General features: G+C 66.5%; 19 protein-coding genes and 1 pseudogene. 10 read left to right on the plus strand and 10 right to left on the minus strand.

Features of this window, described 5'->3' with window-relative positions; all coding sequences use genetic code 11:
• The first annotated feature begins 105 nt into the window (after nucleotides 1-105).
• The 6 genes from CLU85_RS05535 to CLU85_RS05560 all read left to right on the plus strand — a co-directional run bounded on the left by CLU85_RS05535 (nucleotide 106) and on the right by CLU85_RS05560 (nucleotide 5,444).
• Nucleotides 106-1,512, plus strand: a complete 1,407-nt coding sequence (locus CLU85_RS05535; protein ID WP_100409416.1) for a CHASE3 domain-containing protein — start codon at nucleotides 106-108, stop codon at nucleotides 1,510-1,512.
• A gap of 297 nt (nucleotides 1,513-1,809) precedes the next feature.
• The gene (locus CLU85_RS05540) at nucleotides 1,810-1,974 is read left to right on the plus strand and encodes a DUF1328 domain-containing protein (RefSeq protein ID WP_010463174.1); all 165 of its coding nucleotides are present in this window, start codon (nucleotides 1,810-1,812) and stop codon (nucleotides 1,972-1,974) included.
• 74 nt (nucleotides 1,975-2,048) lie between these two features.
• Nucleotides 2,049-2,441, plus strand: a complete 393-nt coding sequence (locus tag CLU85_RS05545) for a hypothetical protein (protein ID WP_100409417.1) — start codon at nucleotides 2,049-2,051, stop codon at nucleotides 2,439-2,441.
• A gap of 176 nt (nucleotides 2,442-2,617) precedes the next feature.
• Nucleotides 2,618-2,935: a BON domain-containing protein gene (locus tag CLU85_RS05550; RefSeq protein ID WP_100409418.1), complete on the plus strand. Its 318-nt coding sequence runs from the start codon at nucleotides 2,618-2,620 to the stop codon at nucleotides 2,933-2,935.
• A 189-nt stretch (nucleotides 2,936-3,124) separates the two neighbouring features.
• A complete protein-coding gene (locus tag CLU85_RS05555) occupies nucleotides 3,125-4,309 on the plus strand; it encodes a putative zinc-binding metallopeptidase (RefSeq protein WP_100409419.1) in 1,185 nt (394 codons plus the stop codon).
• 175 nt (nucleotides 4,310-4,484) lie between these two features.
• Nucleotides 4,485-5,444, plus strand: a complete 960-nt coding sequence (locus CLU85_RS05560; protein ID WP_100412386.1) for an alpha-E domain-containing protein — start codon at nucleotides 4,485-4,487, stop codon at nucleotides 5,442-5,444.
• Here the strand turns inward: CLU85_RS05560 and CLU85_RS05565 are convergent.
• From CLU85_RS05565 to CLU85_RS05580, 3 genes and pseudogenes are all read right to left on the minus strand, one after another.
• A pseudogene (locus CLU85_RS05565) lies at nucleotides 5,410-6,458 on the minus strand (transglutaminase N-terminal domain-containing protein). The gene CLU85_RS05560 and the pseudogene CLU85_RS05565 overlap by 35 nt on opposite strands.
• A 60-nt stretch (nucleotides 6,459-6,518) precedes the next feature.
• A complete protein-coding gene (locus CLU85_RS05575) occupies nucleotides 6,519-9,170 on the minus strand; it encodes a circularly permuted type 2 ATP-grasp protein (RefSeq protein WP_100409420.1) in 2,652 nt (883 codons plus the stop codon).
• Nucleotides 9,171-9,299: 129 nt separating this feature from the next.
• Entirely contained in the window at nucleotides 9,300-12,806 is a 3,507-nt protein-coding gene (locus CLU85_RS05580; RefSeq protein WP_100409421.1) for a DUF2126 domain-containing protein, read from the minus strand.
• A 211-nt stretch (nucleotides 12,807-13,017) separates the two neighbouring features.
• Here CLU85_RS05580 and CLU85_RS05585 point away from each other — a divergent pair, with 211 nt between their 5' ends.
• Nucleotides 13,018-13,719 (plus strand): alpha/beta fold hydrolase, encoded by a 702-nt coding sequence (locus tag CLU85_RS05585; RefSeq protein ID WP_255409635.1) that lies wholly within the window; start codon nucleotides 13,018-13,020, stop codon nucleotides 13,717-13,719.
• Between the two features lie 72 nt (nucleotides 13,720-13,791).
• Here the strand turns inward: CLU85_RS05585 and panC are convergent, their stop codons facing one another.
• Nucleotides 13,792-14,637, minus strand: coding sequence for a pantoate--beta-alanine ligase (panC, locus tag CLU85_RS05590; RefSeq protein ID WP_100409423.1), 846 nt, complete (start codon nucleotides 14,635-14,637; stop codon nucleotides 13,792-13,794).
• 38 nt (nucleotides 14,638-14,675) lie between these two features.
• The gene (panB, locus tag CLU85_RS05595; protein ID WP_100409424.1) at nucleotides 14,676-15,557 is read right to left on the minus strand and encodes a 3-methyl-2-oxobutanoate hydroxymethyltransferase; all 882 of its coding nucleotides are present in this window, start codon (nucleotides 15,555-15,557) and stop codon (nucleotides 14,676-14,678) included.
• Between the two features lie 165 nt (nucleotides 15,558-15,722).
• On the opposite strand from panB, the gene nadC reads away from it, so the two are divergent.
• From nadC to CLU85_RS05610, 3 genes are read left to right on the plus strand one after another with little or no spacing between them, the layout of a single operon-like run.
• Nucleotides 15,723-16,571 carry a carboxylating nicotinate-nucleotide diphosphorylase gene (gene nadC / locus CLU85_RS05600; protein ID WP_198509140.1) on the plus strand — a complete coding sequence of 283 codons (849 nt, stop codon included), beginning with the start codon at nucleotides 15,723-15,725 and terminating at the stop codon, nucleotides 16,569-16,571.
• Nucleotides 16,568-17,701, plus strand: coding sequence for a quinolinate synthase NadA (nadA, locus tag CLU85_RS05605; RefSeq protein WP_100409426.1), 1,134 nt, complete (start codon nucleotides 16,568-16,570; stop codon nucleotides 17,699-17,701). The genes nadC and nadA overlap by 4 nt, the downstream gene beginning before the upstream one ends.
• Nucleotides 17,702-17,741: 40 nt before the next feature.
• Nucleotides 17,742-19,577 (plus strand): chorismate-binding protein, encoded by a 1,836-nt coding sequence (locus CLU85_RS05610; RefSeq protein ID WP_232727738.1) that lies wholly within the window; start codon nucleotides 17,742-17,744, stop codon nucleotides 19,575-19,577.
• Between the two features lie 57 nt (nucleotides 19,578-19,634).
• Here CLU85_RS05610 and CLU85_RS05615 read toward each other — a convergent pair whose 3' ends face one another.
• Genes CLU85_RS05615 through panD form a run of 5 tightly spaced genes read right to left on the minus strand, consistent with a single transcriptional unit; the run spans nucleotide 19,635 to nucleotide 23,659 of the window.
• Entirely contained in the window at nucleotides 19,635-19,994 is a 360-nt protein-coding gene (locus CLU85_RS05615) for a 5-carboxymethyl-2-hydroxymuconate Delta-isomerase (RefSeq protein ID WP_100409427.1), read from the minus strand.
• Nucleotides 19,982-21,280 carry an 8-amino-7-oxononanoate synthase gene (gene bioF, locus CLU85_RS05620; RefSeq protein ID WP_100409428.1) on the minus strand — a complete coding sequence of 433 codons (1,299 nt, stop codon included), beginning with the start codon at nucleotides 21,278-21,280 and terminating at the stop codon, nucleotides 19,982-19,984. The genes CLU85_RS05615 and bioF overlap by 13 nt, the downstream gene beginning before the upstream one ends.
• Nucleotides 21,277-21,948, minus strand: coding sequence for a dethiobiotin synthase (gene bioD, locus CLU85_RS05625; protein WP_100409429.1), 672 nt, complete (start codon nucleotides 21,946-21,948; stop codon nucleotides 21,277-21,279). The genes bioF and bioD overlap by 4 nt, the downstream gene beginning before the upstream one ends.
• Nucleotides 21,945-23,276: an adenosylmethionine--8-amino-7-oxononanoate transaminase gene (gene bioA, locus CLU85_RS05630; protein ID WP_100409430.1), complete on the minus strand. Its 1,332-nt coding sequence runs from the start codon at nucleotides 23,274-23,276 to the stop codon at nucleotides 21,945-21,947. Before bioA ends, bioD begins: the two co-directional genes overlap by 4 nt.
• A gap of 2 nt (nucleotides 23,277-23,278) precedes the next feature.
• On the minus strand, nucleotides 23,279-23,659 hold the full coding sequence (panD, locus tag CLU85_RS05635) for an aspartate 1-decarboxylase (RefSeq protein WP_100409431.1): 381 nt from the start codon (nucleotides 23,657-23,659) through the stop codon (nucleotides 23,279-23,281).
• Between the last annotated feature and the right edge of the window lie 19 nt (nucleotides 23,660-23,678).

Raw genomic sequence — 23,678 nt, forward strand, 5'->3', positions numbered from 1 at the left:
ACGGCCGCGATGCTGCTGCCAGTCCGTTTTGAAGTCCAAGGGACCCCGCATGTTAGTGCGTGTGGGGCCACTGGCAGGTGATGGGTCATTATCCAGAATAAGCGTATGAATCTCCAAGAAAACACCCGGCGCTGGTTACCAAAAGTCCGCAAGATGGCATTGAGCCTGCCCATGGCGCTGCTGGCAGCCATGGTGCTGGTGGGCATCAACGAAACGGGGCACATGCGCTCTCAGGATGCCGTGGAGCAGATGGCACAAGGGCAGGCCACCCGTGGCGATGTCAACATCCTGCTGCAGGGCATGCTCGACGCGGAGACGGGCCAACGGGGGTATCTGCTCACCGGCAACGAGACCTATCTGGAGCCCTATGACAAGGCCGTAGCCAATGTGCAGACCAACATGGATCGGCTGCGCAACCAGTTCATGGGTTCTCCAGACGACATGCAGGAGTTCGCGCTGCTGTCGCGGCAGATCTCGCGCAAGCTCGCTGAGATGGAGCTGAGCTTGCGGTTGCGCCGCCAGGGCAATGAAGACGCGTGGAAATTCATTTTGAACACCGACGTCGGCAAAGAGCACATGGAGGCTATCCGCAAACATGCCCAAGAGCTGATTGCACGCAGCGATGCACGCATGGCGCACGGTCGCGAGCAAATCGAGCAATCCCTGATGCTCTCGCGCATTGGCATTGCCACTGTCACGGCAATTGGACTGCTGGCGTTTTACATGTACCTGCGCCAGGCGCAGGCCCTGTTGCTTGTCAATCAGCGTGAGCAGGAGCTTCTGGAGCGGGAGCGAGACCGCCTGGAAGGTCTGGTCCGGGACCGCACGGCCACGTTGTCGGAGTTGGCCAATCACCTGCAACAGGTGCGCGAGGAGGAGCGCGGACATCTGGCGCGCGAACTGCACGATGAACTGGGTGCCCTGCTGACGGCGGCCAAGCTGGACGTTGCGCGCCTCAAGTCCAAGATCGATGTCACGGCCCCTGATATCTCCGAGCGCCTCAAACACCTGACCGAGACGCTCAACAGCGGCATTGCGCTCAAGCGCCGGATCATTGAGGATTTGCGTCCATCGTCGTTGTCCAATCTGGGGCTCACCGCTGCGCTCGAAATTTTGACGCGGGAGTATGCCGAGCGCGCGGGCATTGAGGTGGAGACCAGCCTGGAGCCCGTCCAGTTGCCTGACGCGGCGCAACTCACGGTGTATCGCATGGTCCAGGAGGCATTGACCAACGTTGGCAAGTACGCGAAGGCGCAGAAGGTGCTGGTGTCGGTGCATGCCTATCCGACCCATGTGTCGGTCCAGGTGCGTGACGATGGCGTGGGATTTGACCCTGCCACCGTCCGCCCTACGTCCCACGGACTGGCGGGGATGCGCCACCGGGTGGAGGCCGCTGGCGGGCGCCTGTCTCTCACGTCCCGGCCTGGCAATGGCACCCTGTTGTCTGCCGTGTTGCCACTGCAGCGCGCACCGGCGGAGCCGCACAAGACGGTAGCCGCTCACGGCGTCTGAGCCGCCTTTTCCGGGCCTCCCGATAGCGCCAGCACCGCAGCGCTCGGAGCTTTTGGCTGATTGCTTTCCATCCATGCTCTGGCAGAAGGTAGGTGCTAGCCAGGGGCCGCGCTGCCTGTGGGATGTGGCCCTTGTGCTGCGTGCTGTCCTACACCGTCCCCGCAGTGCCGCCGACACGGACGCGCGCCAGGCACCGGCATCTCTGGCGCTGCGGGCTGCCTACAGTGGACTCCAGGCGCTGAGGTTCTTGCGCCAGCCAATCCGCCGGTACCCCGGCCCCCTCATAAGGAGAAGGAAATGTTGCATTACGCAGTTGTCTTTTTGGTGATCGCGCTGATTGCCGCCCTCTTCGGCTTTGGCGGTATTGCTGCCGGTGCCGTGGGCATCGCCAAGATCCTGTTCTTCGTGTTCGTGATCATGGCCGTTGTGACCTTTGTACTGGGGCTGCTCAAAAAGGGGTGAGGTTGCATCACCCGGCCCACATCCAAGACGCTGAATAACGTCGCACCCCAATTTCTAGTTCCCAGGAGTTTTTCATGAGTATTCAGACAGCCACCGACAAAGTAACCCATGGTGTTCGCAACCTGACCGACGATGTACTGCAAAGCGCGCAGGACGCGGTGCAGACGACCCGGGCCGTAGCTGACCAGTCGCTCGACAAGGCCGAAGAAAGTGTGCATGCCCTGCAACGCCAGGCCGATCCTGCAATTGACGACCTGGCCGCTCGTGCACAGGACTTGGCAGCTCGCAGCATCGACTACTGCGCCGAGACCAGTGCGCGTGCACGCCGCCAGATCCAGCAGGCAGCCGAAGTCACCGGCAAGTACGTGGCCGAGCAACCCGGCAAGTCGCTGGCCATCGCCGTCGCATCGGGTGCTTTGCTGGCGACCATGGCGATGTGGATGTCCCGTCGGCGCAATGCATACTGAGGGTTAGCGCACCGGTTTTTGCACGCCCGTGCCTTGCCAGCAACCCGCAGCGCATGGATGCCCGCCAGCGCTGGCCCTTTCCCACAGTCCGCCGGTCGCGGAGGGTGCAACAGACCGGTGGACTGAACATGTCCCAGCACCCGCGTTCCCAACCATTCTTGAACAAGGAAAACACCATGAAATACGCACGTGCCCTCGCTTTCGCCGCTGTCGCCGGCATCACCATCGTCACGGCCACCGGCTGCTCGGTAGCCCGCGAACAACAGACCATGGGTTCTTATGTGGATGACGCTGGCATCACCACCGCCGTGAAGGCCAAGATGGCCGAAGACAAGAACGTGTCAGCCACCTCCATCAGCGTGGAGACGCTCAACGGTACGGTGCAGCTCTCAGGCTTTGCCAAGTCACAAATGGAAAAGAACCAGGCAGAAAACATTGCGCGCAACACCAAGCATGTGCGCGAAGTGCGCAACAGCATCGTTGTGCGCCCCTGACCGCGTCGCTTGATGCCCTGCGCCTCGGGTTTTTGACCTCTGGCACAGCGGCATCGGCCGCAGGCGCAGGCTCCGGGCATGTCCCGGGGCCTGTTTTTTTATGGAGTCGCCAGCGCGTGTCTTGTGGGCGGCGACCGCAAGCGGTATTCGTCCCAGCCATCTCAGACGACGGGGTATAAGCTCAACACCATGCGGGTATTCAATTGCGACCATTGCGGTCATCTCGTCTTCTTCGACAGCGTGCAATGTCTGCACTGCGGCAGCGCGCTGGCCTTCCTGCCTGATGTGCTGACAATGGCGGCTCTTGTGCCAGCGCCGCAGGACGGAGCCGATCTGTGGCGGTGCAGGGGCGCGCGGGGCAGTGCCGACTACAGCGGTCGCCTGTACCGCCTGTGCCGCAACCACACAGAGCACCAGGCCTGCAACTTTGGGGTGCCCGCCAACGACTACACCGAACTGTGCGTCTCCTGCCGGCAGACGCGGGTGATGCCCGATCTGACCGAAGCCGCCAATCTTGGCCGCTGGATGCAGATCGAGACCGCCAAGCGGCGCCTGTTCTACAGCCTGGCACGCCTGGGCCTGGAGCCTGCTCCCGGGCGCGTGGGGCCCGTGTTCGAATTTTTGGCCGAAGTGCCGGGCGGCCCGCCGGTGCTGACGGGCCACCACAGCGGAACCATCACACTCAATGTGGCCGAGGCGGACGACGACGAGCGCGCCCGCCGCCGCATTGCACTGGGTGAGCCCTACCGCACGCTGATTGGTCACCTGCGCCATGAGTCCGGCCACTTTTACTGGGACCAACTGGTGCGCGACGGCGGGTGCCTGGATGATTTTCGCCGCGTGTTTGGCGACGAGCGCCAGGACTATGCAGCCGCGCTGGAGTCCCACTACGCCAAGGGCAATGACCTGGGCGAGTGGGCGGAATGCCATGTCAGCGCCTATGCGTCCGCCCACCCATGGGAAGACTGGGCCGAGACCTGGGCCCACTACCTGCATTTGACCGACCTGCTGGAAACCTCGGCCAGCTACGCCACCGAGGTCACGATCCCTGGTATCTACGGCGCGCAGCGCAGCCGCGCTGTCGATCCGTTCGGCACGCCGGCGCCCGATTTCAACACCATGCTGCAGCACCTTGTGCCGCTGACGCTGCTGCTCAACAGCCTTACCCGCAGCCTGGGCCAGCCCGATGCCTACCCCTTTGCACTGGCTGAGCGGGCGCTAGCCAAGCTCCGTTTCGTGCATGACGTAGTGCGCGCTGCGGGCCAGCGTCCTGCCGCAGCCGCGTCCGCGGTGACTGAGGCTCCGACCCCTGCCACAGCGCTCCAGCCGGTGCTGAAAAAGAGTAGCAAGAACAGCCCCAAAGACGGGCGCTAACCCCGGTTCCTGTTGAGTTGCGTGAAGGGCCTGGAACTTGCTTGATGCCAGACAGGAGGTTGGAGTACCCGCACAAGTGCGATGGAGAGGGTAATCCCACCGCCCCTGCCGTCCAGCGCCCGTGATTCCTTGCTGGCGCCGGCAGCCCCACACAGACCCCAGGGAGGCCATGACCATGCTTAGCCGCACTGCAGACCATCTTTTCTGGATGGCGCGATACACCGAACGCGCCGAGAACACCGCCCGCATGCTGGATGTGAACTACCAGAGCGCGCTGCTTCCACAATCCACCGCCGTGGCGACGCTGGGCTGGCAGGGCCTGCTGTCCATCAGCGAACTGCTGCCCGCCTACACCGCCCAGTATGGAGAGGTGACGCAGGCGAACGTGCTGCATTTCATGGTCAAGGACCCCGCCAACACGTCGTCCATCGTCGCCTGCCTGCAGGCTGCGCGCGAGAACGCGCGGGCCGTGCGTGGCGCGCTCAACACCGAAGCCTGGGAGATATTGAACCAGACCTGGCTGGAAGTGAACCGCATGATTGCCAGCGGTGCACTGGAGAGTGACCCGGCCCGCTTCTTTGAATGGGTGAAGTTCCGCTCACACCTGTCGCGTGGCGTCACCGTGGGCACGATGCTGCAGGACGAGGCGCTGCACTTCATGCGCCTGGGCACTTTCCTGGAGCGGGCCGACAACACGGCGCGCCTGCTGGATGTGAAGTTCCATGCCGTGCAGAGCGATTTTTTTGGTGCGGCCACAGCGCAGGACCAAGATTACGACTTCTACCACTGGAGCGCTATTTTGCTGAGCGTTTCAGGCTTTGAGACCTATCGCAAGGTCTACCGGGATGTGATCACTCCCGAACGCGTGGCCGACCTGCTCATCCTGCGTGCCGACATGCCACGCTCGTTGCATGCCTGCGTGCAGGAGGTGATGGGCAACCTGGACATGCTGGGCAGTGGCCAGTCTGCCGAGACCCAACGGCATGCAGGGCGGTTGCTGGCCCACCTGAAATTCGCGCGCATTGACGAAATTTTGGCCAACGGCCTGCATGCCTATCTCACGCAGTTTCTGGAACGGGTCAACGACCTGGGCGCGCGGATCAGTCGGGATTTTCTGGTGCCATCGACGGCGTGATGCCATCGGTCACGGGTTCCACGGTCACGGCCACCTGCAGCACATGGTGGTCGCCACCGTGGATCACGCCACGCAGTGGCGAGACATCCGCGTAGTCGCGCCCGATGGCCAGGGTCACGTAGTCCTCACCAGCGGCGCGGTCGTTGGTGGGGTCCAGGTCAAACCACGGTTCACCGTCTGGCGCGCCATCGCCTTCGATGGCGCAGGGTGACCACACCGACACCCAGGCGTGCGAGGCATCGGCCCCCACCAACCGGGGCTGGCCTGGCGGGGGCTCGGTGAGCAGGTAGCCGCTCACATACCGCGCTGCCAATCCCATGCTGCGCAGGCAACCGATCATCACGTGGGCAAAGTCCTGGCACACGCCCCGGCGCAGCCGCAGGGATTCGAGTGCGGGCGTGCTCGCATCGGTGGCGTTGGAGGCGTAAGCAAAGTCGGCGTGGATGCGCGACATCAGGTGGCTGGCGGCCTTCATCAGCGGGCGTCCAGGGGCAAAACTCTCGCGGGCATAGGCCACAAAGTCGGCATGCCGGGGGATGTAGGGCGAGGCAAAGCTGAACTCGGTGGCGGGATGGTAGGGCTGGCCACGCCGGTAGCCCAGGCGTTCGCGCACGGCCTCCCAGGGCTCGCCGGGCGGGGCGGGGGGCGGGGGGCTGTCTCCAGCAGGCTTTCGGCGCGTACGCGCAGTTGTTCATGCGTGAACGGCAGGCTGAAGAAGGCGCGGGTGTTGCCGAACACGTCCTGGGTGGACTCGCACTGGGTTGGGGCAGGCGACACCTGCAAGGTGTGCGTCAGCACGCGTTGCACCAGTCCGGTGCGTGGGTGCAAATGGGCCATGTGCTGGGCGTTTTGCACCGCCGGGGTGTACTGGTACACCGTTTCGTGGACGACACGCAGTTTCATGGCAATCCAAGCGTTGAAATCGGAAACCATGTGTGAAGCCGGCGCACCCGAGGCCATGGCTGCAAGCCAAGGTCTGCCCCACAGCGAGGAGGGCGGCGTCCCCCGGCCCACAGCGCGCAGCAATGCGAGAGCGGAGGGAAGGCGCGCAGCACCTCGGGGGCGTGCTTCATATCAAGCGCCCACGCTGTGCCGCAGCGCATCGGCAGAGTGTGTGAAGTAACGTGTGGCCAGCACATCCGACAGGCCCAGCACCCCCTGCACGCAGCGGCCCAGGTACTGCTCCAGGGCTGCATACCGGCCCTCGGTATCCTGCGCGCACAGGGCCACCAGAGACAGCTCGCCCGCTTCTGGAATCCCCCGGCCCGCCGACTCGCCCGGTGTGCCTGCCGCAACCTCGATTTTGGCAATGCGCCCGCGCAGCGTTTGCGCGACCCAGGCCAGGGATCGGGGGTTGTCCCGGTCGATCACCAGCAGGTCCAGCAGTGCAGGCATGTCACGCCGCTGCTGGTACTGCGCGTGAAACGTGATGGTGCTGTCGAACAGCGCAAGCATGGCCTCGAAACCACTTTCGTCGAACACTGCTTCGGTCTGGAGACCACTTTCCAGCGCGGCGGCCAGAAAACCCAGCCGCTCCAGGTGTCGGCCGATGGACAGTAACCGCCAGCCGTCGTCGCGGGTCATGCGGTCGGTCTGCTGGCCCGTCATGGCGGCGGTGCGGCCGCTCAGGGTCTCGAGCTGGCGCAACGCGTCCAGCGGCGAAAAGTCGCCGTCCTCCGCGTCGGCGGGGCGTTGGGCAAAAAACTCGGCGTCGGCACGCACGATCAGGTTCCAGTGCTCCTGCGAAAGCCGGTCGCGCACGGCAGAGGCAGCGCCCACAATACCGCGCAGGTTGTAGCCCACGCTGGTGATCTGTGCGGCATTGGTCAGCCCGGCAATGAGCGAGCGCTCGAACACGCGCCGCGCCTGCGTGGCCGGTGGTACAGAGGGCAGCACCAGCCCCTGGCTCACGGCCATGGCGTTCAGCCACGCCAGCAGCGGCTGAGACGACTGGTCCTCGCCGTTCAGGCACTGCAGTGTTGTGCGTGCCAGGCGGGTGACGTTCTCGGTGCGCTCGGTGTAGCGGCCCAGCCAGAAGAGGTTTTCGGCCGCACGGCTGGTCACCTGGCGGCTGCGGTGCACCACGGCAGGGGCGCTCTGGTTGTGGGCCAACAGCGTGGTGGTGTCCACCGGGCCATCGGTCAATACCCAAACATCGGCACTGCTGCCGCCGCGCTGCATGGACGTGATCTCGCTGTCACCGGCGGCAATGCGCGCCAGCCCGCCGGGCAACACCTGCCAGGAGCCTGGGCCGTCGGATACGGCAAACACCCGCAGCATTACCGAGCGGGGGGCGATGCGGCTGTCCTGCTGATGCCCTGGCGGGCCTTCTTGCCAGGTGGGCATCTGCGACAGGGGAAGGTGGGCCTGCACCGTGTATTCGTCCCCCTGGCCTTGAATGCGCTGGGACCATTGCGCCAGGTCTTGCGTCGACAACGCCCTGCCAAGCACCGGCACCCGCTGCCCTATGGGCCAGGTGGGCCGGATCACGCTGTGCGCCAGTTGTGGCAGCACTGCCTGCATGGCCGTGCGTTCGCCGCACCACCAGGTGGGCAGGGAGGGCAGTGCCAGCTCTTCCCCCAGCAGGTGGCGCGACAGCGCAGGCATGAAGCCTTGCAGTGCCGACGACTCCAGAAACGCCGAACCGGGCGCATTGGCCACCAGCACGTTGCCTGCACGAATGGCCTGCAGCAGGCCGGGCACGCCCAGGCGTGAGTCGCTGCGCAGCTCCAATGGGTCCAGAAACTCGTCGTCCAGGCGCTTCAAGATGCCGTGCACCGGTTGCAGGCCGTGCAGCGTCTTGAGGTACAGGTGCGCATCGCGCACCGTGAGGTCGCTGCCCTCTACCAGCGTGAGGCCGAGGTAGCGGGCCAGGTATGCGTGCTCGAAATAGGTTTCGTTGTACGGGCCGGGCGTGAGCAGCACGATGCGCGCATCCGGCCCCACTGGGCTCATCTTCCGCAGCCCGTCAAGCAGGGCGCGGTAGGTGGCGGCCAGACGCTGCACATGCATCTGGCGGAACGCCTCGGGGAACAGGCGCGAGATGAGCAGCCGGTTCTCCAGCAGGTAGCCCAGGCCTGACGGCGCCTGGGTGCGCTGGGTGACCACCCACCAGTCCCCCTGTGCGTCGCGCGCCATGTCAAATGCCGCAATGTGCAAGTGGGTGCCACCGACGGGTTGGACCCCGTGCATGGCGCGCAGATAGCCGGGGTGACCCTGCACCAGCGCGCTGGGCAGCAGCCCACGCCGCAGCAGCTCTTGCGGGCCATATACGTCGGCCATCACACGGTCGAGCAGGCGCGCGCGCTGCTGCACTCCCCGTTCGATGTGGGCCCAGTCGCCCTGCGAGAGGATGAGCGGGAACAGATCGACCGACCAGGGCCGCTGCGGGCCGTCGGCATCGGCATACACGTTGTAGGTGACACCGTTGTCGCGCACCTGCCGTTGCAGGCTTTGCATGCGCCGGTCCAGGTCCTGAAAGCCCTCGGGCCCCATTTGATCGAAAAAATCGGCCCAAGCGCTTGTTAGATCTGCGCTATCAGCTATCGAAATAGGAGTTTTTTCGTTGTGCGCAAGGCCGTCGGAAGGGGCGCAGCGTGTGGCCGCACTGGCGCCACGCAGCTCGTCAAAGTGCCCGGACGCAGCGGCGGGTGCCAGCGCGGCCGCCAGCTGGGCCGCGCTTTCGGAGAGATCTGTGGGCAAAAGGCTGTCTTTGGGGTTGGTCACTGGGCTGGATTTTCGGGCATTTGGTCTGCGGGCCTCTGCGGGTTACCCACACCCTTCCAAACCGGCACGGCCCAGGCCACTGTCGCGGTCCCCCACAGAGGGAAGGCGCGCAGCGACTCGGGGGCATCTCTAGCGCCGCATCTTGCGCCGCAAATCCAGCGTGAACGGAAACTCGCGGCTGCCCGGCAGCTCGATGGTGGCCGGGGGCACCGCCAGCCTGCCCGGCGTGTGCCCCATGCGGGAAAAGCGCGTCAAGCGGCGGCTTTCAGCCTCATAGGCATTGACCGGGAAGGTGTCGTAGCTGAGCCCGCCCGGGTGCGCCACGTGGTACTGGCACCCACCTACGGAGCGGTTCATCCAGGTGTCGACAATGTCGAACGTGAGTGGCGCATGGGCGCCAATGGTTGGGTGCAGGGCCGAGGGCGGGTTCCAGGCCTTGTAGCGCACACCGGCCACAAACTCGCCGGTGGTGCCGGTGGTCTGCAGTGGCAGCGGCTGGCCGTTGACGGTGACCACATGGCGGCTCTCGTTGAGGCCAGTCACGCGCACCTCGATGCGTTCAAGCGACGAATCCACATAGCGCACAGTGCCGCCCGCAGAGCCCTCTTCGCCCATCACATGCCAGGGCTCCAGCGCGGTGCGCAGTGTCAGCTCCACCCCCATCGATTGCACCGTGCCGACCATGGGAAAGCGGAACTCGAACTGCGGTGCAAACCATGCGGGGTCGAAGGCATAGCCCGCTTCGACCATGTCCTCCACCACGTCGTGCATATCCTGCTGGATGAAGGTGGGCAACATCCAGCGGTCGTGCAGCTCCGTGCCCCAGCGGGCGGCGGGGGCTCGGTAGGGCGTCTTCCAGAAGCGCGCAATGAGGGCGCGCAGCAGCAGCTGCTGCACCACGCTCATGTGGGCGTGGGGCGGCATCTCGAACGCACGCAGCTCCAGCAGGCCCAGGCGGCCAGTGCTGCTGTCGGGCGAATACATCTTGTCGATGGAAAACTCGCTGCGGTGCGTGTTGCCCGTCACGTCCACCAGGATGTTGCGCAGCGTGCGGTCTACCACCCAGGGTGGCATGTCCTGGCCGTAGGTGGCACGGTTGGTTTCGATCTCGCGCAGCGCGATTTCCAACTCATACAACTGGTCATTGCGTGCCTCGTCCACGCGGGGGGACTGGCTCGTGGGGCCGATGAACAGGCCGCTGAACAAATAGCTCAGGCTCGGGTGGTTATGCCAGTACAGCAGCAGGCTGGCCAGCAGTTCGGGGCGGCGCAGGAACGGCGAGTCGGCGGGCGTGGCACCACCCATCACAAAGTGGTTGCCGCCCCCGGTGCCGGTGTGGCGGCCATCGGTCATGAACTTTTCGGCCGACAGGCGCGTCTCCCACGCGGCCTGGTACAGGAACTCGGTGTGCTGCACCAGCTCCTTCCAGTGGCTGGCGGGGTGGATGTTCACCTCGATCACGCCGGGGTCGGGCGTGACCGCCAGAACCTTCAGGCGCGCGTCGCGTGGCGGCGGGTAGCCTTCCAGCACGATCTTCAGGCCCAGCTCTTCGGCCGTGTTTTCCACGGCGGCCAGCAGGTCCAGATAGTCGTCCAGGCGCGCCAGGGGCGGCATGAAGACATACAAAACGCCGTACTTTTCGCCCACCTTCTCGGCCTTGGGGCCACTGGCGCGGCGCGGGTCGCGTACCTCCACACACATGGCGGTGCGCGACAGACCCGCGGCCGATTGGAACTTGCCCGGGGGCTCCACTCCGGCGTGGGGGTCAGGCTGGCCGGTCTGGCGTGCGTTGTCGCCGCCTGCGGTGCCCTGCTGCGCCACACGGCGCGCCTCGCCAGGCGAGGTGGCGCCCGCCAGGTAGGGCAGATCGCGGTCACCCACCACGGCACCCGGCGCCGTGGCATACCGTGCGCGCAGTGTGCTGGCTGCGCTCAGCGGGCCTTGGGGGGCTGTCGGGTCGAGTGGTATCAGGTGATCAGTGTCGGCGGCGTTCACCCAGGGCAGGGCGTCGAGCGGCAGGCGGTAGCCCATGGGCGAGTCGCCCGGGATGAGAAACATGCGCTCATCGCGAAAGTACCAGGGGCTGGTGCTCCATGGGCTGCCCTTCAGCGTGCCTGCACCCTCCGGGTCGCCCGCTTGCAGCGGCAGCACATAGCCCACCACGCTGTCGAGCTTTTGCTCGAACACGCGGCGCAGGCGGCTGCGCTCCAGCTCGTCGTCCAGGCGCGCGTCAAACGGGTCCACGTTGACTGGCAGCCGCCGCTCGCGCCACAGGTAGTAGAAAGTGTCCTCATAGCCGGGCAGCACGAAGCGGTCGGTAATGCCCAGTTTGCGGGTGAGGTGGTGCACAAAACGCCGAGCGTCTTCGCTGGTGTAGTGCGAGGGGTTGCGTTCGTCGGCAAACAGGGCAGGGTTGCGCCACGCTGGTTGGCCATCGGCCCGCCAGCAGATCGACAGGGCCCAGCGTGGCAACTGCTCGCCGGGATACCACTTGCCCTGGCCAAAGTGCAGAAAACCGCCCTGGCCATATTCAGCGCGCAGCTTGTGCACCAGCTCGGTGGCAAAGCCGCGTTTGGTGGGGCCCAGGGCATCGGTGTTCCACTCGGCCGCGTCGCGGTCGCCCACGGCCACAAAGGTGGGCTCGCCGCCCATGGTCAGGCGCACATCGCCTGCCACCAGGTCGGCATCGACCTTCTCGCCCAGTGCCAGCACGGCCTGCCATTGGTCGGCGGTGTAGGGCTTGGTCACGCGGGGTGATTCGAAGATGCGCGTGACGCGCATTTCGTGGCTGAACTCCACCTCGGCTTCGTCCACGCCGCCCTCAATGGGCGCGGCACCCGAGGGCTGGGGTGTGCAGGCCAGCGGGATATGCCCCTCGCCCGCCATCAGGCCGCTGGTGGCGTCCAGGCCAATCCAGCCCGCGCCGGGCAAATACACCTCGCACCAGGCGTGCAGATCGGTGAAGTCCACGTCGGTGCCGCTGGGACCGTCGAGCGCCTTCACGTCGGGCGTGAGCTGGATCAGATAGCCCGACACAAACCGTGCGGCCAGACCCAGGTGGCGCAGCAGTTGTACCAGCAGCCAGCCCGAGTCGCGGCACGAGCCGCTGGCCTTTTCCAAGGTTTCTTCGGGCCCTTGCACGCCCGGCTCCATGCGGATGAGGTAGCGGATGTCCTGCGCCACCTGCTGGTTGAGCTTGACGAGAAAATCAATCGTGCGCTGCGGGCTGCGGTCGACCTTGTCGAGGTAGGCCTGGACCAGCGGGGTGACCGGATCGGCGATCAGGTACGGTGCCAACTCTTGCTGGACCTCTGCGCTGTAGTTGAACGGGACCTCTTCAGCGTCCGGTTCCAGAAAAAAGTCGAACGGGTTGTACACCGCCATCTCGACCACCAGGTCCACCGTGATCTTGAAGCTGCGCGTCTTCTCGGGGAACACCAGCCGCGCCTGGTAGTTGGCAAACGGGTCTTGTTGCCAGTTGACGAAGTGCTGCGCAGGCTCGACCTTGAGCGAGTACGAAATGACGTTGCTGCGGCAATGGGGTGCGGGACGCAAGCGAACGGTTTGAGGCCCCAGGCCAACCAGCCGGTCGTATTGATAATGCGTGACGTGGTGGAGGGCGGCGTGGATGGGCATATGCAGGCCATGCTAGCAAGTCCCGAGCCATCGTGGTGAACAATCCCCGTGCCGGTGCCTTGCGTTCACGGCCTGTTCACAATCAGAGGTGTGTGTCTTTCTGGTTCGCTTCGAGTGAGACACCGAAAACACCACCGTCTGCGCCCATTCCTTCATAGCACCAACTTGGTGATTCACCCTGCCGACCTGCCATGTCCCAGCCCCCCAACTTGTGCTTTTGCCCGGCCTGGCGGCCGATGAACGTATGTGGCGCGGTGTTTTGCCCCACATGCCCGAGGCCCTGCGCCCGGTGGTGGCCACGGCCCACCAGGACGTCACGCTGCACACCATCGAGGATTTCGCCGCCCGCTTGCTGGCCCAGCACGCGGGGCCGCTGTTGCTGGCCGGTGCCTCCATGGGCGGGATGATTGCGATGGAGGCGGCACGCCAGGCGCCCGAGCGCGTTGCGGGGTTGGCCTTGCTGGGCACCACGGCCCGGCCTGAAACGCCGGACATGCGCGCGCTGCGCGAGGCTGCCATCGAACTCTTTGAACAAGGTCGCCTGCGCGAAGTGATCGAGCCCAACGTGGCGCTGGCTTTTCACCCGGACAACGCCACGCGGCCTGGGCTGGTACAGGTCTATCTGGACTTTGTACTGGATGCGGGCGCTGCGCACCTGGTGCGCCAGAACCGCGCCGTCATTCATCGCCCCGATGCGCGCCAGCACCTGCCCGGCGTGACCTGTCCGGTGCTGGTGGTGTGCGGCCAGGCCGACCAGCTCACGCCGCCCGAATGTTCAGCCGAGATCGCGGCGCTGGTCCCCCATGCCGACCACACCCTGCTGGCCGGCAGTGGCCACATGCTGACCCTGGAGCAGCCCGAGGCGGTCAACCACCTGCTGGTGCAGTGGCTGGCCCGCGGCGGATGGATTTGAACCGGGTTTTGAGTGTTTTTGGCTGCTAGCGCTTATTCTGTAAGCGCTAGTAGCTATGAAATTGGTAGTGAGTCAGAATTCGAGGTTGTCGATCAACCGCGTGGCCCCCAGCCGCGCGGCGCCCAGAACCACCAGCGTGCCCTCGGCATCCTCGGCGGTGGCCGGGAGCAAGTCCGCGCGGCGGCGCACGGTGAGGTAGTCGGGCAACCAGCCCCGGGCGCGCAGGGCATCGAGGGCCTGCGGCTCCAGGCCAGTGCGGCTGTCGGGCGGGGTCAGCAGCCACTGCTGTGCCAGCTGCTTCAAGGCCTGCGACAGGGCCACGGCCTCTTGCCGTTCTGCGGGGCCCAGATAGCCATTGCGCGAACTCAGTGCCAGGCCATCGGCTGCGCGGCAGGTCTCGCCCGCCACCACCTCAACAGGCAGCGCAAACTGCTGCACCATGTGGCGGATCACCATGAGCTGCTGGTAGTCCTTCTTGCCAAACACGGCGGTGCCGCCTGACTGCCCCAGCACACAGGCAAAGAGCTTCATCACCACGGTGCTCACGCCCACAAAGAAGCCGGGTCTGAAATGGCCTTCGAGCATGTCGGCGAGCTGCGGGTCGGGGTGCACCTTGAAGGTCTGGGGCTGCGGGTACAGATCGGCCTCGCGCGGTGCAAACAACACATCGCAGCCCGCCGCCTTCAGTTGCGCGCAGTCGGCCTCCCAGGTGCGCGGGTAGCTGTCAAAGTCCTCATGGGGCAAAAACTGCAGGCGGTTCACAAAAATGCTGGCCACCGTCACATCGCCCAAAGGCTTGGCCTGGCGCACCAGGGCGATGTGCCCGTCGTGCAGGTTGCCCATGGTGGGCACAAAGGCGGGGCGGCGGTAGGGGGCGAGGGCCTGGCGCAGGTCGGCGATGGAGTGGGCGATCAGCATGGGTGTGGGGAAGGGTCGGAGAGAAATTCTTGGGGGGCTCACCAGGCGTGCTGGGTGTTGTCGGGAAACCGCCCTTGCTTCACGGCCTGTACATAGGCCTCCATGGCGCCGCGCACGTTGCCTGCGTCTGCCATGAAGTTGTGCACGAACTTCGGCATCTTTCCCAGGTTCATGCCCAGCATGTCGTGCAACACCAGCACCTGGCCAGCGGTGCCGTTGCCCGCGCCGATACCGATGGTGTGGCAGTGCAGCAGCTCGGCCGTGAGGTCGGCGGCCAGCGCTGCGGGCACCATCTCCAGCACCAGCATCGCGGCACCGGCGTCCTGCAGCTCGTGCGCTTCCCTGCGCAGCGTGCGGGCGGCGTCGTCAGTCTTGCCCTGTACGCGGTAGCCGCCCAAAGCGTGCACGGTCTGTGGCGTCAGGCCCAGGTGGGCGCACACGGGCACGCCGCGCTGCACCAAAAACTCCACCGTGGGTGCCGTCCAGTCGCCGCCTTCGAGCTTGACCATGTGGGCGCCCGCCTGCATCAGCGTGCAGGCGCTGCGCAGGGCCTGTTCGCGGCTTTCCGCGTAGGTGCCGTAGGGAAGGTCGGCCACCAGCCAGGCCGTGCCCTGCACGCGGTGCAGGCCCCGCGCCACGCTGGCTGTGTGGTAGGCCATGGTGTCCAGCGTCACGCCCACCGTGCTGGGCAGGCCCTGGCACACCATGCCCAGCGAATCGCCCACCAGAATGCATTCCACCCCCGCCGCATCGGCCACGGCGGCAAAGGTGGCGTCGTAGGCGGTGAGCATGGTGATCTTCTCGCCCGCCGTGCGCATCTGCGCCAGGCGCGGCAGGCTCACGGGGCGGCGCTGGGGCAGGGGCGATGCGGGCGGCAGCGTGCCATAGGGCGTGGCGTTGGCTGTGCTGGTGGCGGTCATCGGGCGTCCATGGGCAAAAAATTGCCGCGAGTCTATGCGACCAATACTGGGTGTACTTATTGGTTGCCAGCCCGGTGAAATGTGGCCTGCGCTGGCACAGTGGCCTTTGCGTTCCCGGTATGCTCGCGGCCCATGACAGCAGCGTTACACCCCGCGAACAACACTATGAGCGACAACGATGTGAAGGCCCTGGCCCAGGCCGACGTGGCCCGGGCCCTGGCCGAAGATGTCGGCAGCGGCGACCTCACGGCCGGCCTGATCGACCCCACCCGCCGCGCCCGTGCGCGCATCCTGGCGCGCGAGTCGGCCGTGATCTGTGGCGCCCCCTGGGCCGAAGCCGCGCTGCGCGCACTCGACCCCACGGTGCAGATCACCTGGCAGGTAGCCGAGGGCCAGCGCTGCGCCCCCGACCAGGTGGTGCTGGAGCTGGAGGGCAATGCCCGCGCGCTGCTCAGCGCCGAGCGCACGGCGCTCAACTTCCTGCAACTGCTGTCGGCTGTGGCTACCAAGACCCGCATCTATGTGGATGTGGTGGCGGGCACCCGCGCCCACATCGTGGACACGCGCAAGACCCTCCCGGGCCTGCGCCTGGCGCAAAAGTACGCCGTGCGCGTGGGCGGTGGCACCAACCACCGCATTGGCCTGCACGACGCTGTGCTGATCAAGGAGAACCACATTGCTGCAGCCGGTGGCGTGACAGCGGTGCTGCGCGCTGCCGAGAAGGTGGCTTCGCAGGCAAAGTTCATCGAAATCGAAGTGGAAACGCTGGAGCAACTGGCCGAGGCGCTGGATGCGGGCGCCAAGATGGTGCTGCTGGACAACATGCCCCTGCCCACACTGCGCGAAGCCGTGCGCATCAACGCGGGCCGGGCGATTCTGGAAATCTCGGGTGGCGTCATGCTCGAAGGCCTGCGCGAACTGGCCGAAACCGGCGTGGACCGCATCTCCATCGGCACGCTGACCAAGGACGTCAAAGCCACGGATTTCTCCATGCGCCTGCAGGAACTGTCATGACCACCACCGCCGTGCTGAACCGCATCGACGTCGAATACGAGCAGCCGCTGGAAGCCCAGGAGGGCTCGGTCTGCGCCACCAAACACGCCTGGGCCCGCGTGCCGCCCGAGCCTTCGCAGGCCGAGCGCGCAGCGCTCAAGGACAAGATCCTCCGCCTGCTGAAAGAAAAGAATGCGGTGATGGTGTCGCACTACTACGTGCACCCGGACCTGCAGGACCTGGCCGAGGAAACCGGCGGCATCGTCAGCGACTCGCTGGAGATGGCCCGTTTTGGCCGCGACCATGCGGCGCAGACGCTGGTGGTGAGCGGCGTGCGCTTCATGGGCGAGACGGCCAAAATTTTGAGCCCGGAAAAGACCGTGCTCATGCCCGACCTCGATGCCACCTGCTCGCTGGACCTCGGGTGCCCCATCGGCGAATTCAGCGCGTTTTGCGACCAGCATCCGGACCGCACCGTGGTGGTGTACGCCAACACCAGCGCGGCCGTGAAGGCGCGGGCCGATTGGTTGGTCACGTCGAGCTGCGCGCTCGACATCGTGAGCGCCCTGAAGGCTGCCGGCCAGAAGATCCTGTGGGCGCCCGACCGCCACCTGGGCGCCTACATCCAGCGCGAGACGGGCGCCGACATGGTGTTCTGGAACGGTGCCTGCATCGTGCACGACGAGTTCAAGGCCGTCGAGCTGGAGCTGCTCAAGAAAGACCACCCCGGCGCCAAGGTGCTGGTGCACCCCGAAAGCCCCGCCGACGTGGTGGCCCTGGCCGATGCCGTGGGCTCCACCAGCGCCATCCTGAAGGCCGCGCGCGAGATGGACGCTACCGAGTTCATCGTGGCGACCGACAACGGCATGATGCACAAGCTGCGCACGCTCAACCCGGGCAAGACCTTTTATGAGGCGCCCACCGCAGGCAACAGCGCCACCTGCAAGAGCTGCGCGCACTGCCCCTGGATGGCGATGAACGGCCTGGCCGACGTGGCGCGGGTGCTGGAAACCAGTGCCAACGCGATCCATGTGGACCCGGCGCTCATCCCGCGTGCGCGCCAGCCGATTGATCGCATGCTGGCGTTCACGGCGGCGCTCAGGAATGGTCAATCTACGGGCGCCCTGGTGCCGCACCTGGGCGCCGCCTGAGTGGGTGGAATACCCTGATTTGCTCATATTTTTATAGCTTATGGCGCATGATTCCATTGCGCTACCGCCTGTTTTGACGCTCAATTGCCACATTGACTTCACCCAGCCGTTGGAAGCAGGCGCTGCGCGTTTGCGCCACCGTTTCGAGGCACCCCGCGAGGTGCTGGCGGCCCATGCACTGCACGAGGTGCGCGGCGTGCTCGACGCCGTGTTTGCCGCCGCCCAGCAGGGCCGCTGGTGTGTGGGATGTGTGCGCTACGAGGCCGCAGCCGCCTTCGACACAGCGCTGTTGACCCATGCGGCCGATGGCCCGCTGGCGTGGTTTGCGGTGTACGACGCGCCGTTGCCTTGGCCCGAAGGGTTGGATGGCGGGGCAGGCGAGCCCCCCGCGCAGGTGGTGTGGACCGCCAGCCCGGACCGCGCCACGTTCGATGCCGCGCTGGCGCAGATCCAGCAGGCGATTGCGGCGGGCGAGCTGTACCAGGTCAACCACACCGCACCGATCCACGGCACGCTGCAGGGATCGGCGCAGGCCCTGTTTGCCGCGTTGTTGCGTGCTCAACCGGGTGGCTATGCGGCGCACATCGACACGGGAGGAGACCAGGTGCTGTCGGTGTCGCCCGAGCTGTTTTTCGACTGGAAGGACGCGCCCGAGGGCGGCGAGATGTTGACCCGGCCCATGAAAGGCACGGCCCCGCGCGGCGCGACGCCAGAGCAAGACGCGGCCCACGCCGCGCACCTGCGCACGGCGCCCAAGGAGCGTGCCGAGAACGTGATGATCGTGGACCTGCTGCGCAACGATGTGTCGCGCATCGCGCTGCCCCACAGCGTGCGTGTGCCCGTGCTGTTTGCCACGCAGGCCCTGCCCACGGTGTGGCAGATGACCTCGGACGTGACCGCGCGCACGCGGCCCGGCACCACGCTGACCGATGTGTTTGCGGCGCTGTTCCCCTGCGGCTCGGTCACAGGGGCACCCAAGGTGCGTGCCATGCAGATGATCCACGCGCTGGAGGGCGCTCCGCGCGGCGTGTATTGCGGCGCCGTGGGCGTGGTGCGCCCAGCGGGCCTGCCCGATGCGCAGGGCCAGCATGCGGTGGCAGCGACCTTCAACGTGCCCATCCGCACCGTGGTGCTGCGCCCTGAAGGCGACACCGTCCGTGCCACCTGCGGCATTGGCAGCGGCATCACGTCGGGCGCGCTGGCCGATGCCGAATGGAGCGAGTGGCAGCACAAGCGCGCGTTTGTCGAGCGCGCCAGCCAGCCGTTTGACCTGCTGGAAACCCTGGCGCTGGAGGCGGGCACCTTTCGGCATTTGCCTGACCATTTGGCGCGCCTGCAAGCGGCCGCCATGCACTTTGGTGTGCCCTGGGATGAAGCGCTCGTGATGCAATGCCTGCAGGCGCTGGCGGCAGACCGTGCCGCCGGGGCCTGGCGGGTGCGCCTGTTGCTGGGGGCCCATGGCACCCCCCGTGCCGAGGCCTTTGCCCTGTCGCCCACGCAGGAGCCTGTGCGCCTGCAACTGGCCCCATGCGCCTTTGCGGCGGCCCACAGCGAGTTTGTGCGCTACAAGACCACGCGCCGCGCGCACTATGCGGCGTTTGCCCCCACCACGCCCGGCGTGTTCGACACGGTACTGTGGAACGAGGCGGGCGAGATCACCGAAGGCACCTTTGGCAACATCGCCGCGCTCATCGACGGGCGGTGGGTGACACCACCCCTGTCCTGCGGCTTGCTGCCCGGCGTGGGCCGCGCCGTGGCGCTGCGCGAGGGGCGTATGGTGGAGTCCGTGCTGCATGTGGCCGATGTGCCCCGTGTGCAGGGCTGGGCCTTTGTCAACAGCCTGCGCGGCTGGCTGGCGGCCACGCTGGACGCCTGATCGCGCACCAGCACCCGGCCTCTGGTGCGTGGGGCTGGAGGCGGGTTCAGCGCCGTTTCAAAGCCGCTCTTTGGCGTAAGAGCCCCGGTCCATGTCCACGATCTCCACACTCAGTTGCACCATCACGCCTTGGGGCTTGGGCGTACGTTCGCGCAGCACGGCGGCGATGCAGTCGGACAGCTCCTTCTTGGCCTCAGGTGTGCGGCCTGACAGCAGGCGCAGCTGGGCGTGCACGAAGGCGCGGTTGGCCGGCGCAATGCCGATCTCGAAGCTGTCGGCCACGATGAAGCGCGTCTTCAGGTCCGCCTCGTCCTGCACCTGGGGGTGGGCGCACAGGGTGGCGTTCAGGGCCGTCAGCGTTTCGGCCTCGGGGTAGTGGGGCAGGTTGGCTGAATATTCGATGGTCAGGTGGGGCATGGAATCGTCTCGCTGAAAGAGAGGGGGAGGGCCTGTGTTGGCAGGTGGCCTGAGCGGTGCATGGTACTGCGGCTTACCCACGGCGCTGCCAGCGCATGCAGCGCGTCCAGCAGCTGCGCCACATCATCGGTGGTGTGCGCCGCCGATAGCGCAATGCGCAGCCGCGCCGTGCCAGCGGGCACGGTGGGCGGGCGGATGGCGGGCACCCACAGGCCACGAGCGCGCAAGCCGTCCATCAGTTCCAGCGCGGCTTCGTTGCTGCCAATCACCAGTGCCTGCACCGGGGTGTGCGATGGCAGCAGGTGCCAGCCCAGATCCTCGGGCAGGTTGGCCAGCCCGGTACGCAGCTGGCTGATGAGGGCTGCGAGGTGCGCTCGCCGGTCATCGGCGGCCGCCATGAGCTGCAGGCTGCGCCGCAGCGCGCTGGCCAGCAGCGGCGGGGCGGCGGTGGCAAAGATGTAGGTGCGCGTTTTTTGCAGCAGCCATTCGATGAGGGCTGCATCACCCGCCACAAAGGCGCCCGCCACGCCCGCCGCCTTGCCCAGCGTGGCCATGTACAGCACACGGCGTGATGCTGCGGCGCCGGTCAGGCCCGCGTGCGCCAGGCTGCCACGCCCTTGGGGCCCGAGCACGCCAAAACCGTGGGCGTCGTCCAGCAGCAGCAAGGCGTCATAGCGCTCGCACAGCGCCAGCAGGGCAGGGATGTCGATGAGGTCGCCGTCCATGCTGAAGACCGCGTCGCTGATGACCAGCTTTCGCCGCGAAGGGCTGGCAGCCAGAGCGGCCTCCAGCGCGGCCAGGTCGGCGTGGGGGTAGCGGTGGATGGTGGCACGCGACAGGCGCGCACCATCGATCAGGCAGGCGTGGTTGAGCGCATCCGAGAAGATCGCATCGCCGTCGCCCACCAGCGCAGGGACGATGCCGGTGTTGGTGGCGTACCCCGCGTAGAAGTACAGCGCGCGGGGCAGCTGCACGTAGGCGGCCAACTCTTGCTCCAGCGCATCATTGGCGGCGCTGTGGCCGCTGACCAGGGGCGACCCGCCCGAGCCGACGCCATAGGTGTAGGTGGCCTCGCGGGCGGCCTCGGCCAGCGCGGGGTGGCTGGCCAAGCCCAGGTAGTCGTTGCTGCAGAACGCGAGCATGGGCTGGCCGTCCACCAGCAGGCGTGCACCGCTGGCGGGTTGCACCACGCGGCGGCGGCGCAGCAGGTGGGCGCGGTCAAGGTCGGCCAGGCGGGCGGGGATCTCGTCCAGCCACGATGCCTGCGGTGCCGCAGAGCCGGTCATTGCCACGCCTTGGGCAGGTCAAACACCAGGCTGCCGGGCTCGGGCAGCTCTTGGTAGGGCACCTCTGCCAGCAGCGGCGCGCCCAGCCGTGCGCGCAGGTAGGCGATGTTGTCGTCCACCGCATCCATGTCGGGGTCCACGCGGTTGGCCACCCACCCGGCCAGCGTGAGGCCCAGCGCGCGGATGGCTTCGGCGGTCAGCAGCGCGTGGTTGAGGCAGCCCAGCCGCAGCCCCACCACCAGCACCACGGGCAGGGCCAGCGCCATTGCCAGGTCGGCACCGGTCTGGGTATCGGTCAGCGGCACCAGAAAACCGCCCGCGCCTTCCACCACCACGGCGTCTGCTTGCGCCGCCAGCGCCTGGTAGCTGCGCACGATGGCCGCGATATCAATCTGCACACCCGCCCTTGCGGCCGCGATGTGGGGCGACAGGGGGTCCAGCAGCAACACGGGGTTGTCGAGTTCGGGCGCCACCGCCAGGGTAGAGGCCAAGCGCAGTGCAATCGCGTCTTCGCTCGCCCAGTCGTCGCCCCAGGGCACCACACCCGCTGCCACAGGCTTCATGCCCACGACGCGGGGGTGGTGGGCAGACAGCGCGTGCAGCAGGCCGGCAGACACCAGCGTCTTGCCGACACCGGTGTCGGTGCCGGTCACAAAAATTCCAATCATCCGTGTGTTTCCTCTTGCAGGGTGGCGTTCAGCGCATCGAGCGCGCCGCTTGCCAGGCACAAAACGGCGTCGTCATCCAGCACGTAGGGTGGCATGGCGTACAGCGTGTGGCCGATGGGCCGCAGCACCAGCCCACGCGCCATGGCGTGCTGGTGGTAGCGGCGTGAGAAGTCGGGCAGGGGGGTGTCCACATCCCAGGCCCAGACCATGCCCAGGCGGCGCGCATGGCGCACTCGTGGGTGGTGGGTGATGGGCGCACAGGCGGCGTCGATGCGTTGGGCCAGCGTGGTGTTGGCTTTCAGCGCGTCGAGCTGCTCAAACAGCTCCAGTGTGGCGAGGGCCGCGCGGCAGGCCAGTGGGTTGCCGGTGTACGAATGCGAATGCAGAAAGCCCCGCGCCACGTCGTCGTCGTAGAAAGCGGCGTACACCGCGTCCGTGGTCAGCACGGCCGACAGCGGCAGCGTTCCGCCCGTGAGGCCCTTGGACAGGCAGATGAAGTCCGGCCGAATGCCCGCCTGCGCGTGCGCGAACATCGTGCCGGTGCGGCCAAAGCCCACGGCGATTTCATCGACCACCAGGTGAACCTCGTAGCGGTTGCACAGCGCGCGCGCCAGGCGCAGGTACTCAGGGTCATGCATGGCCATGCCGGCGGCACATTGCACCAGGGGCTCGACGATGAGTGCAGCCGTGGTGGCGTGGTGTTCTTCCAGCCAGACTTCCAGCGCGGCAGCGGCGCGCCGGGCCACATCCTCAGCGGTCTCGCCCGGCGCGGCTCCCCGTGCATCGGGGCTGGGCACGGTATCGGCCAAGCGCACCAGCGGCGCATAGGCTTCGCGGAAGATGGCGATGTCGGTCACGGCCAGCGCGCCCACGGTTTCACCGTGGTAGCCACCGGCCAGGCCCACGAAGCGGCTCTTGCCCGGGCGGCCGGTGTTGCGCCAGTAGTGCGCGCTCATCTTCAGCGCGATCTCGGTGGCGGCCGCGCCGTCGCTTCCGTAGAACGCGTGCCCGAGGCCGGTGAGCGCGGCAAGGCGTTCCGACAGTTCCACCACCGGTGCATGCGTGAACCCTGCCAGCATCACATGGTCCAGCCGCGCCAGTTGGTCGGTGAGGGCGGCCTGGATGTGTGGGTGGCTGTGGCCGAACAGGTTGACCCACCAGGAGCTGATGGCGTCGAGGTAGCGCTTGCCGTCGGTGTCGTACAGCCAGGGGCCCTGGGCGCGGGCAATGGCCACGGGGGGCTGGGCCTCGTGGCGCTTCATCTGCGTGCACGGGTGCCAGACGCTGGCGAGGCTGCGGGCCACGAGCCCGTCGTGCGTGGGCTGCATCTTCAGACCGCCTGGGTGGGCACGGCGTGGCGCAGTTCGGTCTGGCGGTTGCGTTCGTCCACGAAGACCAGCTGGGGTTGGTGCGTGGGCACCTGGTCCTCATGCACTTGGGCGAAGGCCGCCATGATGATGAGGTCGCCTGCCGAGGCGCGCCGTGCGGCCGAGCCGTTCACCGAGACCATGCCGCTGCCGCGCTGGCCCTTGATGGCGTAGGTAATGAAGCGCTCGCCGTTGTTGATGTTCCAGAGGTGGATCTGCTCGTTCTCGGCGATGTTGGCGGCGTCCAGCAGGTCTTCGTCGATGGCGCATGAGCCTTCGTAGTGCAACTCGCACTGGGTCACGGCCACGCGGTGGATCTTGGATTTGAGCAGGGTGCGGAACATCGGGCTTCCTTGGGTGAAG

It is taken from the genome of Acidovorax sp. 69, from assembly GCF_002797445.1.
In the GTDB taxonomy this organism is placed as follows: domain Bacteria; phylum Pseudomonadota; class Gammaproteobacteria; order Burkholderiales; family Burkholderiaceae_C; genus Acidovorax.